This window comes from Streptomyces sp. NPDC008125 (genome assembly GCF_042957125.1).
Taxonomy (GTDB): domain Bacteria; phylum Actinomycetota; class Actinomycetes; order Streptomycetales; family Streptomycetaceae; genus Streptomyces.
The window spans coordinates 20,380-34,580 of the sequence record NZ_JBIBHR010000005.1 but is presented as its reverse complement, the minus strand read 5'-3'; the positions used below and the strand labels follow the sequence as shown (position 1 = coordinate 34,580).

Annotated in this window: 11 protein-coding genes; 7 read left to right on the top strand and 4 right to left on the bottom strand. The window is 73.7% G+C overall.

Translation table 11 applies throughout. The annotated features are described in order from the left end of the window. Window positions 1-21: 21 nt before the first annotated feature. From lnt to ACFZAX_RS10240, 3 genes are all read right to left on the bottom strand, one after another. Window positions 22-1,614, bottom strand: coding sequence for an apolipoprotein N-acyltransferase (gene lnt, locus ACFZAX_RS10250; protein WP_390960568.1), 1,593 nt, complete (start codon window positions 1,612-1,614; stop codon window positions 22-24). 116 nt (window positions 1,615-1,730) lie between these two features. Then, window positions 1,731-2,294: a hypothetical protein gene (locus ACFZAX_RS10245; RefSeq protein ID WP_390960567.1), complete on the bottom strand. Its 564-nt coding sequence runs from the start codon at window positions 2,292-2,294 to the stop codon at window positions 1,731-1,733. A 70-nt stretch (window positions 2,295-2,364) separates the two neighbouring features. Continuing rightward, complete coding sequence (locus ACFZAX_RS10240) at window positions 2,365-3,150, bottom strand: aspartate/glutamate racemase family protein (RefSeq protein ID WP_390960566.1); 786 nt, start codon at window positions 3,148-3,150, stop codon at window positions 2,365-2,367. 57 nt (window positions 3,151-3,207) lie between these two features. On the opposite strand from ACFZAX_RS10240, the gene ACFZAX_RS10235 reads away from it, so the two are divergent. The 5 genes from ACFZAX_RS10235 to ACFZAX_RS10215 all read left to right on the top strand — a co-directional run bounded on the left by ACFZAX_RS10235 (window position 3,208) and on the right by ACFZAX_RS10215 (window position 9,895). Beyond that, on the top strand, window positions 3,208-4,389 hold the full coding sequence (locus ACFZAX_RS10235; RefSeq protein WP_390960565.1) for a glycosyltransferase: 1,182 nt from the start codon (window positions 3,208-3,210) through the stop codon (window positions 4,387-4,389). Window positions 4,390-4,875: 486 nt separating this feature from the next. Then, complete coding sequence (locus ACFZAX_RS10230; RefSeq protein WP_390960563.1) at window positions 4,876-5,457, top strand: DUF6643 family protein; 582 nt, start codon at window positions 4,876-4,878, stop codon at window positions 5,455-5,457. A gap of 88 nt (window positions 5,458-5,545) precedes the next feature. Further along, complete coding sequence (locus ACFZAX_RS10225; RefSeq protein WP_390960561.1) at window positions 5,546-6,370, top strand: MOSC N-terminal beta barrel domain-containing protein; 825 nt, start codon at window positions 5,546-5,548, stop codon at window positions 6,368-6,370. 174 nt (window positions 6,371-6,544) lie between these two features. Beyond that, the gene (locus tag ACFZAX_RS10220) at window positions 6,545-7,153 is read left to right on the top strand and encodes a hypothetical protein (RefSeq protein WP_390960560.1); all 609 of its coding nucleotides are present in this window, start codon (window positions 6,545-6,547) and stop codon (window positions 7,151-7,153) included. A 294-nt stretch (window positions 7,154-7,447) separates the two neighbouring features. Beyond that, window positions 7,448-9,895: a right-handed parallel beta-helix repeat-containing protein gene (locus ACFZAX_RS10215; RefSeq protein ID WP_390960558.1), complete on the top strand. Its 2,448-nt coding sequence runs from the start codon at window positions 7,448-7,450 to the stop codon at window positions 9,893-9,895. On the opposite strand, the gene ACFZAX_RS10210 is transcribed toward ACFZAX_RS10215, so the two are convergent. Continuing rightward, complete coding sequence (locus tag ACFZAX_RS10210) at window positions 9,865-12,333, bottom strand: hypothetical protein (RefSeq protein ID WP_390960557.1); 2,469 nt, start codon at window positions 12,331-12,333, stop codon at window positions 9,865-9,867. The genes ACFZAX_RS10215 and ACFZAX_RS10210 overlap by 31 nt on opposite strands. A gap of 246 nt (window positions 12,334-12,579) precedes the next feature. On the opposite strand from ACFZAX_RS10210, the gene ACFZAX_RS10205 reads away from it, so the two are divergent. Together ACFZAX_RS10205 and ACFZAX_RS10200 are read left to right on the top strand one after the other, a co-directional pair. Further along, a complete protein-coding gene (locus tag ACFZAX_RS10205) occupies window positions 12,580-13,446 on the top strand; it encodes a DeoR family transcriptional regulator (protein ID WP_390960555.1) in 867 nt (288 codons plus the stop codon). Window positions 13,447-13,603: 157 nt separating this feature from the next. Beyond that, window positions 13,604-14,062: an SRPBCC family protein gene (locus tag ACFZAX_RS10200; RefSeq protein ID WP_390960554.1), complete on the top strand. Its 459-nt coding sequence runs from the start codon at window positions 13,604-13,606 to the stop codon at window positions 14,060-14,062. The last annotated feature ends 139 nt before the right edge of the window (window positions 14,063-14,201 follow it).

Here is a 14,201-nt window from a genome sequence, read left to right as displayed (position 1 = left end):
CGGACGAGCCTATCCCGGTCTTCAGGCGGTGCGGCGGCCCCTGCGGGAGCGGACGGCGGCGAGCACGATGCCGGCGGCGGCGAAGAGGGCGATGATCCCTTCGGGGAGTGCGCCCATCCGGGTGGCGGGGGTCAGCGAGGACCGCAACGGCACTTCGTCCACCAGGGCCGCGGGGGTGAAGAACCCGGACTTCTCAACGATCGTGCCGTCCGGGCGGATGACCGCGCTGACCCCGCTGGTGACCGGTACGACGACGGCGCGTCCGTGCTCCACCGCCCGCACCTGCGACATGGCGAGCTGCTGGTAGGTCATCTCGGTCCGCCCGAACGTGGCGTTGTTGCTCGGTACGGCGATCAGCCGGCCACCGGCCTTCACGGTGTCGCGCACGGCGTCGTCGAACGCGGCCTCGTAGCAGGTGACGAAGCCGACCTTCGTCCCGGCGAGGTCGAACACGCCGACCTTGGTGCCGGAGCCGAAGTCACGCTGGACGCGGTCGACGTCCTTGCTGAAGACGCGGGCGACCGAGCGCATCGGCATGTACTCGCCGAACGGCTGGATGTGCCGCTTGTCGTAGGTGTCCACGGGTCCCTCGTCCGGGTCCCACTGGATCAGGGTGTTGCGCAGCTTCCCGGTGTCGGGTTCGACGACCGCGCCGACCACGGTGGGGACGCCGATGGCACGGACCGCCCGGTCGATGACGTCCCAGGCGTCGGCGTTGCGGTAGGGGTCGAGGTCGGAGGAGTTCTCCGGCCAGAGGACGAAGTCGGGCCGGGGCTCCTTGCCCGCCTTCACGTCCGCCGCGAGCTGCTCGGTGACCCGGACGTGGTTGTCGAGCACGGCGCGCCGCTGGGAGTTGAAGTCCAGGCCGAGGCGCGGCACGTTGCCCTGGATCGCGGCGACGGTCGCGGTGCCGTCCTCCGCGGAGTTGTCGACCAGCGGGAGCGAGCCGAAGGCGCCCGCGACGGGAACCAGCACCGCCGCGGCGGCCATCGCGGTCGCCGCGCGCGGGAGGTCTCCGGTCGAGCGGTACGCGCGGACCCGCCGGACCACCTCGAAGAGGCCGAACCCGCAGAGGACCACCGCGAAGGAGAGGAGCGGCGTACCGCCCAGCGCGACGATCGGCAGGAAGACGCCTTCGGCCTGACCGAAGGCGATCTTGCCCCAGGGGAATCCGCCGAACGGCACGCGGGCCCGGGCCGCCTCGTCGAGGGTCCAGACGGCTGCCGCCCAGAACGGCCAGTACGCCAGCCTGGTCACGGCGGCGATGCCGACGCAGCCCACCGCGACGAAGAGCGCCTCGGCCACGGCCAGGGCCAGCCACGGGACCGGACCGACGTCCTCGCCGGTCCAGTGCAGAAGCGGCAGCATGAAGCCGATCCCGGCCAGCAGGCCCAGGCCGAACGCGGCGCGCAGGCGGCGTTCGTACAGGACCCAGCCCAGCAGGGCGAAGCCGGGCAGCACCAGCCACCACAGGGGCCGGGGCGGGAAACTCACGTACAGCAGCGCTCCGGAGAGCACGGCCGCGGCCGGCCGTGCCCACGTGAGCCACCGCCCGCGGGGACGTGACTCGGGAACGGGCGACGGTTCGTCGACGGAGGTGATGGTGGCGCTCACCTGCGGGAGTCTACGGGCGGCGGCTGTGCGCGCGGCAGTGGGGAGACTCGGGCGTCGGCTCGGAGGTTCGGGACTGCCGCGTCACGGAGCACCGGCCGGCGGCCGGATGCCGGGGATCAGGCCTCGGACGGCTTGCCGGCCGCCGGGAGGCGGAGCCGGTCGCGGATGAACCGTACGGCGGCCTCCGCGTTGTCCACGGTGACCGTGAAGGACATGCCGTCGCCGAGCCGGAGCAGCAGTGCCTCGCCCCGGCGCACCACGACGGCGGTGCCCTGGTCGGGGCGCCAGCGGTAGCCCCACCCGCCCCATTGGCGCGGGGTCACGCGGGGCACGAACTCGGCGCCCACGACATGGGTGAGCAGGATGCGGCGGCGCGGCAGCCCCATGTGGCCGCAGCGGACCTCCAGGGCGTCGCCGTCCACCTTCACCGCGACGTGGACGAAGGCGAGGGTGCCGTAGAGCATCAGGAGTCCGGCGGCGACGCAGCCGACCACCGACATGACGAGGGGGGCGACCCCGGAGGTCCAGTTGGAGTCGAGGGCGATCTCGATCCCGAGGGCGAGGCACGCCGCACCCACGAAGGCCAGCAGCCACTGCGCCCGGTTGGTCGCCTTGCCGGTCCACATGGTGGACGGCGCCTGGGTCGAGCCGTGCGCCGCACGGCCGGGGTGGTCCGTCATGCTCAGCAGCGTACCCATGACCCGCACCCGCGGGGCGGCTGCCGGAAGGCCGATCGGGCGGTGGCCGAGGTCAGCGGGAGGCGGCCACGCCCCGCAGCAGCCTGCCTTCGGCGTAGGTGAGAGCGGCGTCCGGAAGCTCGGCCTCGCGCCCGCCGAGGAGGACGGTGAGAGTGCCGGTCGGTTCGGCCGACGGAGCGGGTTCGGCGCCGATGCGGCGGAGCGCCTGGGCGGCGACGGCCCCGGCGGAGCCGTGCAGGACGACCGGAGGGCGGCCCGGCCGCCGCAGGGCGTCGGCGACGCGGTCGGCGACCAGCTCGTAGTGGGTGCAGCCGAGGACCACGGTGCGGACGTCGGCGGGGGTGAGGGCGGCGGCAGCGGCCACGGCGCGGTCGATCGCGGTCTCGTCCGCGTACTCGATCGCGTCGGCCAGACCCGGGCAGGGCACCTCGGTGACGTCCACGTCGGCAGCGAACTCCCTGATCAGCCCCCGCTGGTAGGGGCTGCCGGTGGTGGCGGGGGTGGCCCAGATGGCGAACGGACCGCCACCGGCGGCCGCGGGCTTGATCGCCGGTACGGTGCCGATGACCGGCAGCGCGGGCTCCAGCTCGGCGCGCAGCGCGGGCAGCGCGCGCACGGACGCCGTGTTGCAGGCGACGACCAGCGCGTCCGGCCGCCGTGTCGCGGCGGCGCGGGCCACCGCGAGCGCGAGCGCGGTGACCTCCTCGGGCCCGCGCGGTCCCCAGGGCATGGTGCCGGGGTCGGAGGAGAGCACCAGATCGGCGTCGGGACGCAGTCTGCGCACCTCGGCGGCGGCGGCCAGCAGTCCGATTCCTGAATCCATGAGCGCGATCTTCACCCGGTCACCTTATGCCACCCCCCTCCGCGGCCGGTCGGAGTGGGGCAGACTCGGCGGATGAGCGCAGTCGCCTGGATCGCCGTGGGTTCCCTGATCGCGTGGGTGTGGCTGCTTCTCGGCCAGGGGTTCTACTGGCGTACGGACCAGCGGTTGCCGGTACGGTCCGAGCCGGCGCGCTGGCCCTCGGTCGCCGTCGTCGTGCCGGCCAGGGACGAGGCCCCGATCCTTCCGGTGAGCCTTCCCTCCCTGCTGGCGCAGGACTATCCGGGGGAGGTCTTCGTGGTCCTCGTCGACGACTGCAGTACGGACGGCACCGGGGAGCTCGCGCGGGAGCTGGCACAGCGGTGCGGCGGGCTGGAGCTCCAGGTCGTCACGCCGGGCGAACCGGAGCCGGGGTGGACGGGCAAGCTGTGGGCGGTACGGCACGGGATCGCGGTGGCGCGGCGGCGCGGCCCCGAGTTCCTGCTGCTGACCGACGCGGACATCGCCCACGAGCCGGACAGCCTGCGGGAGCTGGTGGCGGCGGCCGGGCCGGGGGGCCCGGACGGCTACGCCCTGGTCTCCCAGATGGCCCGGCTCCGGGTGGAGAGCTGCTGGGAGCGGCTCGTGGTGCCGGCCTTCGTCTACTTCTTCGGGCAGCTCTTCCCCTTCCGCCGGGTGAACCGGCCGGGTTCCCGGACCGCCGCGGCGGCCGGGGGCTGTGTGCTGCTGCGCGACGAGGCCGCGGTGCGGGCCGGGATCCCGGAGTCCATCCGGCAGGCGGTGATCGACGACGTGTCGCTGGCGCGGGTGGTCAAGCGCACCGGCGGCCGGATCTGGCTGGGTCTCGCGGAACGGGTGGACAGTGTCCGCCCCTACCCGGGGCTCGGGGAGCTGTGGCGAATGGTCTCGCGGAGCGCGTACGCGCAGTTGCGGCACAGTCCGCTGCTGCTCGCGGGGACGGTGCCGGGGCTCGCCCTCGTCTATCTCGCGCCGCCGGTGACGCTGGTGGCCGGTTCGGCCCTGGTCGATCCTGCGGCCTCGTGGGCCGGGGGGCTGGCGTGGACGGTGATGACGGTGACGTATCTGCCGATGCTGGCCTATTACCGCCAGTCGCTCTGGCTCGCGCCGCTGCTCCCCTTCACCGCCCTTCTGTATCTGCTGATGACCGTCGACTCGGCGGTCCAGCACTACCGGGGTCGGGGCGCCGCCTGGAAGGGGCGTACCTATCCACGGCCGGAGACCGCACCGGAGCAGTAGGCGGACGAAGGCAGCTCGCCCGGCACACCGTCGGTGTCGTCGCCCCTGAACCGCTGCTTCGGAGCGACGGCGAAGGCGCAGACCTCGCCCACCCCCAGTCCGTGCGCCGAGCGCCATGACGCCGGACACCGGGCGTATGAGCTGCTGGCCCTCGCCCCGGCACGGCGTCTGGCGGGGGCTATGTGGCTTTCAGCGCGGGGCGCGGGCTGTCCTTCGCGGGGGCGGCGGTGGCCGGAGGCATGTTCCGAGGACGGCCGGCGTCCCGTTCCCCGCCACTCGCACCACGTCCTGCCCGCACGCCCAAACCGGGACGCGACAGGACCTTACGGCCGCCCGACATTGTGCCCTTTACACGATCACTACACACCACGGTGACCCTTTATGGGAAGTTCGCTCGCATTGGTGAACTCAGCCGACACACAACTCGGGAAACAACCTTCTGGGCGGCCTCCCCAACTAGCACATCGTGGGCTTAACTTAGGTGGCATGACCTCCCCCCGCTCCAGCTACGGAAGCGGCTACTACGCCGCACCGTCGTTCGCCGACACTCCGATCTACGACTCCCTGGTCGCGGAGCGAGGCACGCCTCAGATCGCGCCGATCCGGGTGCCCGCCGCCTACGAGACCGGCAACAGCTACCTCCCCGCGCTGCCCTCCTCGCTGCCGGCCCTTCCCGCTGCTCCTTCCCAGCCCGTCGGCTCTTATGGCTACCAGCAGCCGATGGCTCAGCCGTACCAGCCGCAGGCTCCGATGCACCCCGCGCAGATGCAGCCCGCACAGCTGCAGCACGCCCCCGCGCCGTACATCCCGCAGCAGCCCTCCCCCGCGCGGGGATACCCGCAGCAGCAGACGCCCGCACGGGGGTTCCCGGCGCAGCAGACCCCGGCGCGCGGCTTCCCCCAGCAGCAGGCGCCGGGGCGCGGCGGCTACCCGCAGCAGCAACAGCCGCCGCGGCCCGCGCCCGCCACGGGTTACGAGGCGATGCGGCCGGCGGCACCACGCCCCGCCCCGGCGCCTTCGTCGTACGAGGACCCGTACGACCAGCCGTACCAGGGCCGGGGGTACTGACCGCCCCCGGTCCGGAGGGAACGGCCCTGGTCGTGGCCGCGGACGGGTGCGTGCGGGAGGCCTCGGAGGTCGCTGACAAAATGGGCGTATGGTCCATCCCGTTCTGCGCTCCCTCCATCTCCATCCCGTCAAGTCGCTGGCGGCACTGACCGTCGACGGCGCCGTCGTCGAGCCGTGGGGACTCGCCGGCGACCGTCGCTGGATGCTGGTGGACGGGGCGGGCACAGCGGTCACACAGCGTCAGGAACCCCGCCTGGCAGGGATCTCCGCGACACCACTGCCCGACGGCGGGGTGGAGCTCTCCGCCCTCGGGGGGCAGCCGCTGAGGGTGGCGGTGCCGGGGCCCGCGGACAGGGTCGTGGTGGAGCTGTTCGGCAAGAGGTTCGAGGCGGTCGAGGCGGCATCGGCCGCGCGGGTCTGGCTGAGTGGGTTTCTCGGTACGGAGGTCCGGCTCGTCCATCAGGACGAGCCGTCGTTCCGGAGGCCCATCGACCCGGCGTACGCGCGGCCCGGGGAGACGGTCAGTCTTGCGGACGGTTACCCGCTGCTGCTGACCACCGTCGCTTCGCTGGACGCCCTCAACGCGCTGATCGCGGGCGGCGATCACCCGCAGGAGGGCCCGCTGCCCATGAACCGGTTCCGGCCCAACGCCGTGGTGGACGGCACCGGCGCGTGGGAGGAGGACGGTTGGCGGCGGGTCGCGATCGGACCGGTCGCCTTCCGGGTGGCGAAGCCGTGCCAGAGATGCGCGATCACCACCATCGACCAGTCGACGGCACGACGCGGCAAGGAACCGCTGCGCACGCTCGCCCTGCATCGCAGGACGGGGGCGAAGCTGCTCTTCGGCATGCACCTCGTGCCCGAGGGCACGGGGGCCGTCCGGGTCGGGGACCCGGTTCGCGTCCTGGAATGAGCCGCACGCCCGCGGCGGCAGCCCGCAGCCGCCCGGGAACGGTCGGGTGGCGGACGGGCGTTGGGGATGATGAGGCCGCTCTCCGCGCTCCCCCGGGGGCGGGGGCGCTTCGCGGGAGTGTGTGCGCTCCGGACGGGCGGCGGCGCGGGGGAGAGAGGCAAGGGGGCGGCAACTGTGCGAGCGGTCGTAGGGGTCTGGCGCTGGCGGCACAATCCTCTGTGCCGGGTCACCGACCGCCGCGAGGCGTGGCTGGCTCTGTGGGCACTCGCCCTCGTGCTGGTCGTCGCGCCCGCCGTCGGCTGTCTCTGCGGCTCGTACGCCGACTCCGCCCTGCGCGACGCGATCCGGAAGCAGCAGGAGCACCGCCACCGGGTGAGCGCGGTCGTGGTCAGCGTGTCCGCACGCCCGGCGGCGTTCCCGGGTGACCCCGAGGGCGGGGCCGACCCCGCGACCCTGCAGACGGTGACGGCGAGATGGAAGGCTCCGGACGGCCGCGAGCGGCACGGCACGGTGCCGACCGCGGCGAGCGGGCGCAAGACCGGCGAGCGGGTGCGGATATGGACCGACGACCGGGGTGTTCTCACCCCCCGCCCCATGGACGCGACGACCGCCCGCATCCACGCGGGCCTGGCCGGGGCGGGCACGTTCCTGCTGACGGCCGGAGCCGTGGAGGTGGTGCGGCGGGCCGGCGTGCGGTTCATGGTGCGGCGGCGGCACGAACGGCTGGACCGGGCCTGGGCGGCGGTGGGCCCGGACTGGGGCAGGACCGGAACGGGTTCCTGAACGCCATCGCGAACGCCGCACGGGGGCCGGTCCGGACCGGGTTCCCGGGCGTCCCCCAGGGTGCCGCCGAGCGGGCCGACGGCCTTGTGCGGGGCCCCGCTCCGGTGAGGTCGGGGCGGGAGTCGTCAACTCCCGCCCCCGGCGCGCGCTACGGTGGACCGGCCCGCCCTTCCCCTCGGCAGGGCGGACCCGCCCGCGCCGTCGTCGGAAGGCCGACGGCACCCCGCGGTCGCACGACCGTGCGTACGGGTACGAGGGATCGCACACAGCACGAGGTGGGGGCAGAACAGCGCCATGGCACAGGGCACGGTCCAGGTGACGCACACCGGCACATCGCGATGGCGGCGCCGCACGGGCGAGTACCCCTCGCTCGGCGCGGCCCTGGAAGCGGCGGCCGAGGGCGACGTCCTCACGATCGCTCCGGGAACGTACCGGGAGAACCTCGTCGTCCAGCGGGCGGTCACCCTGCGCGGTCCCGAGGGGGCCGTCGGCTCGGTGCGGATCGCCCCGGTGGACGGCGTGCCGCTCACCGTCCGGGCTTCCGCGATCATCCGGGACCTGCACGTGGAGGGCCAGGACTCGGCAGCCCCGGCGGTGCTGGTGGAAGGCGGTGCCCCCGACCTCGTGGACCTGCGGATAGTGACGCGTTCGGCCGCCGGGATCGAGGTCCGCGGCGCCGGCCGTCCCACCGTGCGCCGGTGCACCGTCGACAATCCGGCGGGAGTCGGGATCGCCGTACTGGACGGGGCGGGCGGTGTGTTCGAGGAGTGCGAGGTCGTGTCGGCGGGGCAGTCCGGCGTGTCGGTGCGCGACGGTGCCCACCCCCGGCTCGACCGGTGCCGCGTCCACCACTCCTCCGGTTCGGGGCTGAGCGTGACCGGTGAGGGCAGCGGCCTGGAGGCCGTGGGCTGCGAGGTGTACGAGATCAAGGGCAGTGGGGTCCAGGTGACCGCGCGTGCCTCGGCCCATCTCACCGACTGCACGGTGCACCGCACCTCCGGCGACGGCATCACGCTGGACACGGACGCGGTGCTGACGCTCGCCGACTGCGACATCCACGACATCCCGGAGAACGCGATCGACCTGCGCTCCCGCTCGGTGCTGACGCTGACCCGCTCGGCGGTCCGCCGGTTCGGCCGCAACGGGCTCTCGGTGTGGGACCCCGGCACCCGGGTCGACGCCAACCAGTGCGAGATCCACGACAGCACGGGCGACTACCCCGCCGTCTGGGTCAGCGACGGCGCCACAGTGATACTGGACGCCTGCCGCGTCCACGACGTGCCCGACGCCCTCTTCGTTCTCGACCGGGGCTCCCGTGCCGACGTGGTGGACAGCGATCTCACCCAGATCCGCAACACCGCCGTCTCGGTGAGCGACGGGGCCACCGCGCAGCTGGACGACTGCCGTATCCGCGAGGCGTCCACCGGCGCCTGGTTCCGCGACCACGGCAGTGGCGGCACTCTCAACAACTGCACCATCGACGCGGCGCAGACCGGCGTCATCGTGACCAAGGGCGCCGATCCCACCATCGAGCGCTGCACGGTCACCTCCCCGGCCGAAGCCGGGTTCTACGTCTCCGCCGAGGGCCGGGGCACCTTCCACGACTGCCGGGTGACCGGCAGCGAGGGGTACGGCTTCCATGTGATGGACGGATGCCGCACCACCCTCACCCGGTGCCGTACCGAGCGTTGCGCGCGGGGCGGTTACGAGTTCCCCGAGGGCGTCTCCCACGACGGATCGGGCGGCGCCGGACCGGTCGTGGAGGACTGCACCAGCGACGAGAGCGCCCTGCGCGGGACCCCGGCCGCGCCCGCCGCCCCCGTGCTCACCGCGACCCAGGCGGCGGCGCCGGGGCTGCTCGGCTCGCTGCCCGCGCAGCGCGCCGCGGCGCCCTCCGCCGCGCCCGTGCCCGACGCTCCGGCCGAACCGGCGCGCGACTCCGCCGCCGTCCTCGGCGAACTGGACGCACTCGTGGGGCTGGAGAGCGTCAAGCGGGAGGTCCGGGCGCTGACCGACATGATCGAGGTGGGGCGCCGGCGGCAACGGGCGGGCCTGAAGGCCGCCTCCGTCCGCCGCCACCTCGTCTTCACCGGCTCCCCCGGCACCGGCAAGACCACGGTGGCCCGGCTGTACGGCGAGATCCTGGCCTCTCTGGGCGTACTGGAGAGCGGCCACCTGGTCGAGGTCTCCCGGGTGGACCTGGTCGGCGAACACATCGGCTCGACCGCCATCCGCACCCAGGAGGCGTTCGACCGCGCCCGGGGCGGAGTCCTTTTCGTGGACGAGGCGTACGCCCTCTCGCCCGAGGACTCCGGCCGGGACTTCGGCCGGGAGGCCATCGACACCCTGGTGAAACTGATGGAGGACCACCGCGACGCCGTGGTGGTGATCGTGGCCGGCTACACCCACGAGATGGAGCGGTTCCTCACCGTCAACCCCGGGGTGGCGTCGCGCTTCTCGCGGACCATCACGTTCGGCGACTACCAGCCGGGCGAACTCCTGCGGATCGTCCAGCAGCAGGCCGAGGAGCACGAGTACACCCTCGCCGAGGGCACGGGCGAGGCTCTCACGAAGTACTTCACGGAGCTGCCCAAGGGCCCCGCCTTCGGCAACGGCCGTACCGCGCGCCAGACCTTCGAGTCGATGGTGGAACGGCACGCGGGCCGGGTCGCCCAGTTCGCCGACGCGAGCACGGACGACCTGACCCTGCTCTACCCGGAGGATCTGCCCGAGCTCCCCTGATCCTCCGCGCTCGGGTGCCCGGCCCCGTCGCCCTGCCGGGGCAGTACGGGGCCGAGTTCGGCGAGCAGCGCGGCGCGTTCCCGGGCGAACACCGGGTCGGCCTGGTAGTCGCCGTGGCCCAGGATGGGTTCGGGCAGGGGCAGTTCGGCGGTACGGCCGTGCACCAGCGGGTCCTTCAGCGGTCCACGGTCGACCTCGGGGCGTCCGGGGCCCTCGTCGACCCGGACGGGTCCTCCTATCGGGTCGGTGGCCCGCCACAGGTTGCGCCAGCAGTGGACCGATCCGTGCAGCCCGCGCAGTGCGGCGGGACCGAAGTAGGCCGGGAACCAGCGACCGTACAGGCGTTCGACAGGTGATCCGTAGGTCAGCAGGGCGACCCGGCGGCGGGTGGCGGCCGGGAGCTGCCAGACCGCTGAGGCCGCGAGCACACTGCCCTGAGAGTGGCCCGAGATGACGAGCCGGCCGCCGGTCCTGGCCGTCCAGGCGGACATCCGGGACGCGAGGTCGGGCACGGCCCGCTCCGCGTAGCAGGGCGGCGCGAAGGGATGAGCGGCGCGCGGCCAGTACGTCCCGACGTCCCAGAGGATGCCGATGGTCCGCCGGGCCGAGGCGTCGCGGTACGCCCGCCGGCCGGAGGCGACGAACAGTATGAAGCCGAAGCCGACCATCCACGACCCCGTCGACTGCGCGGCCTCGGCGGCGGATTCGACGAAGGGTCCGGTTCCGTCCATGGCCCGGCCTGGCACCTGTCCGCCGGCCCAGGAGCCCGCCAGCGCAACAGCGCCCAGCAGCAGGGTGGACCCGGCCACCAGACCGATGATCCAGGACGCCTCATCGGTGAGCCGGGCGGTGGCCCGTACCCGTGCGATCTGCCGGGTGCGCCCGCGCTCGGGGGTGCGGCCTCCGTACTCCGGCGCGTACTCGGCGGCGACGACCGGCTCGGTGCGGCGGGCCAGGCGGGAGGTACGGACGAGGAGCACGCCCACGGGCACCAGGAGGACGAGGAGCAGCACCGGGAGCACCGAGGCCTGCCAGCTCAGCAGGACGGGAGGACCCCCTATGGCCGAGCCCGCTCCCATGCCGGGGGTGCCCGGACCGTCGAGCCAGTCGGCGACCCGCTGGGCGAGCCCGCCGGTCATCACCCCGCCCAGCGCGCACGCCAGCATGGCGATCGCCGGGCCGCCCAGCCCGTACAGCGAGGTGCGGGCGTCGGGGGCGCGGCGGTGGAGGCTCAGGGCGACGGCGGCGAGCGCGACCACGAGGAAGCCCTGGCCGACGGTGAGCGCCCGGAAGGTGTCCTCGCCCGCGACGAGCACGCCCGAGGAGCTCCAGCCGGGCCTCGACCAGGCCGCGTGGACGAGGGACAGGGCCAGCAGGACGAGGGCGGCGGACGGGAGGAAGGTGATGACCGCGCCGTCGAGGCGGTGGTCGAGCCGGCGTTCGCTGCGGCCCCGGCGGCAGACGACGGCGAGGACGAGGAGGGCGCAGAGCGCGAGTGCGGTGGTCAGCAGGCGGCCGAGGAGTACGGGGCCGGGACCGGAGTGGGCCCAGTCGTAGTCGGCGGCGGCCCGCTCGACGAAGACGGCGACGGTGAGGAGCCCCGCGGCGGTGTGCGCGGCGCGCAGCCGGGCGACCAGGCGGCGCCCGTACCAGAAGCCGGGGCGGCCGAGAGCGGGGCGCGCGGCGGGCGTGGCGTCGGGCGTGTCGTCGGGGGCGGGGGCCTTCGGCTCAGGCGTGTCGCCGTCCGGATCACCGCCGCCCAGGTCGCCGTCCGGGCCTCCGCGCGAGTCTCCTCGCGAGTCGGTGCCGAGGAAGGGACGCTGGGACTCGTACGCGCTCCAGGTGCGGTTGGACAGGTACCAGAGCAGGGTGACGAGGGCGGTGGGCAGCACGGCCGCGAGGGCGAGCCGCCTGCCGGGCTGGGACCACCAGCCGCCCTGTTCGGCGGAGAGGAAACCGAGCCAGGACCGCCGGTCCGAACAGGCGGACACGCCGGCGCACTGCCAGGCCACGAGGTCGAGTGCCACCTCGCAGGCCGCCGCCGTCAGCAGCACGGTGAGGCTGAGCGCGAGGACCCGGACCAGCACGCCGTAGAACCGGACCGCACGGGTGCGTCCCTTCGCGGCCGGTCGCATCCAGTGCGCGAGGTTGACGACCATGAACGGCAGGAGCAGCAGCCACAGGGCGCGGGAGCCGTTGCCGGAGGTCAGGTTGGACCAGCAGTAGGCCTCCGCGACGGGCTGGTCGCGGTAGCGCTCCGGGTGCTCCTCCGCGTCCAGGTCCTCGGGGCGCCGGTACATCGCGGCGGTGAGGTCGCCGGTCACACGCACCGTACGCGGATCGCCGAGCATCTCCTGCGGCGTGGTGCCGCCGACTCCGTGGACGAGCAGTTCGAGCGCGATCCCGGTGGACCGGGAAACCTGGGGGGCAGGAGCCAAGGGAGTACTCGCTCTCCGGTCTGCCCGGCCGTCCGGCGGGCGTGGAAGGGGTGGTACCGGGCAGCTCGGAGAGGACCGGCACCCGTGCCGACAGAGTCGCCGAGATCGGCGTCGCGTGACGGGCTCTCACCGAATCTCCCCACGTCCGGACCTCGGTGAACCTGCCGGTGCGGCGCGTGGGAGGATTGGATGGGCGTTCCGCTGTGCCGCGGACCCGTACGGCCGGAGGAGAGGACGGACACCGCGTTGAGCGAGAATCAGAATCTGCTCGCGGAGCAACGCCGCGCCCTGATCCTCGACGAGGTCCGCAAACGCGGCGGTGTCCGCGTCAACGAGCTGACCCGCCGCCTCAACGTGTCCGACATGACGATCCGGCGTGATCTGGACGCGCTGGCCCGCCAGGGTGTCATCGAGAAGGTGCACGGCGGCGCGGTGCCGGTCGTCGGGACGAGCACTCACGAGCCCGGTTTCGAGGCGAAGTCGGCCCTGGAGCCGGGCGCCAAGGAGGACATCGCGCGCGCCGCGGCGGCGCTGGCCGCGCCGGGCAGCGCCATCGCGCTCTCGGGGGGCACGACGACCTACGCGCTGGCGCAGCGGCTGGTCGACGTACCGGACCTGACCGTGGTGACCAACTCGGTGCGGGTGGCCGACGTGTTCCACGACGCCCACCGCCCGTCCTCCTCCGGCGCGACCCGCGCGGGCGCGGCCACGGTGGTGCTGACGGGCGGGGTGCGGACCCCCTCCGACTCGCTCGTGGGTCCGGTGGCGGACCGCGCCATCGGTTCGCTCCACTTCGACGTGCTCTTCCTCGGGGTGCACGGCATCTCCGAGGAGGCAGGGCTCTCCACGCCGAATCTGGCGGAGGCCGAGACGAACCGGCGGTTCGTGTCGGCCGCGCGCCGGGTCGTGGTGGTGGCCGACCACACCAAGTGGGGCACGGTCGGGCTGAGTTCCTTCGCGACGCTCGACGAGGTGGACGCCTTCGTGACGGATGCCGGGCTGCCGGCGCAGGCACGGGCGGAGATCGAGGAACTGCTGCCGGGCCGCCTCCTGGTCGCGGGTCCGGCGGGAGCGACGGATCCCGACGACGGGCCGGACAGCATCCGAGCGTGACTCCGTCGGGGATCGTGGCGCTTCCCGGCCGAGTCACGTCAGGGACCGCTCGTACGGCAGGTCGCGGACCGGGAGAGTGTACGAATGGGGCAGCGGCTCGTCGCCGGGGATTCCGTTACGCGTCGCATCCGGCGGCCCACCTGCTTAGGATCGGACGGTGGCCGTCTTCCGGATCGAACGATTCACGTCCCTTCCCCCCACCGAGGCCTGGCGCCGGGTGACCGACTGGGAGCGGCACGGTGCGCATGTGCCGCTCACCTCGGTCCTCGTCCCGGCCGGCACGCGGACCGGTGTCGGCACGGTCTTCGTCGCGCGGACCGGAGTCGGCCCGCTCACGTTCGACGACCCCATGGAAGTGGTCCGCTGGACCCCGCCCGAGGCGGGTCGTGCGGGGCTCTGCCGTCTGGAGAAACGCGGGCGGACGGTCCGGGGTCGGGCGTCGATCGACGTGATGCCGGCGCAGACCGGTTCCCACGTGGTGTGGGTGGAGGACATCCGGCTGTTCCTTCCGGGGCGTTGGATCGATCCCCTGCTCGCGGCAGCGGGCCGGCGGATGTTCGGGCGAGTGCTCGACGGCCTCCTCGAAGCCCCGGCGCGCGCGCCGCGGCAGGCGTAGCGGGTCCGCGCGCCGCGAGCAGCGTCGATCACCTCGCGGCGTCAGGCGTCAGGCGTCAGGCGTCAGGCGTCAGGCGTCAGGCGTCAGGCGTCAGGCGTCAGGCGTCAGGCGTCAGGCGTCAGGCGTCAGGCGTGAGGCG

What these genes read in the sequence shown, in the direction of transcription:
- ACFZAX_RS10225 (WP_390960561.1), top strand. Translation starts at nt 5,546, where the DNA reads ATGGTCCATCCCGTTCTGCGCTCCCTCCATCTCCATCCCGTCAAGTCG.
- ACFZAX_RS10230 (WP_390960563.1), top strand. Translation starts at nt 4,876, where the DNA reads ATGACCTCCCCCCGCTCCAGCTACGGAAGCGGCTACTACGCCGCACCG.
- ACFZAX_RS10215 (WP_390960558.1), top strand. Translation starts at nt 7,448, where the DNA reads ATGGCACAGGGCACGGTCCAGGTGACGCACACCGGCACATCGCGATGG.
- ACFZAX_RS10235 (WP_390960565.1), top strand. Translation starts at nt 3,208, where the DNA reads ATGAGCGCAGTCGCCTGGATCGCCGTGGGTTCCCTGATCGCGTGGGTG.
- ACFZAX_RS10245 (WP_390960567.1), bottom strand. Translation starts at nt 2,294, where the DNA reads ATGACGGACCACCCCGGCCGTGCGGCGCACGGCTCGACCCAGGCGCCG.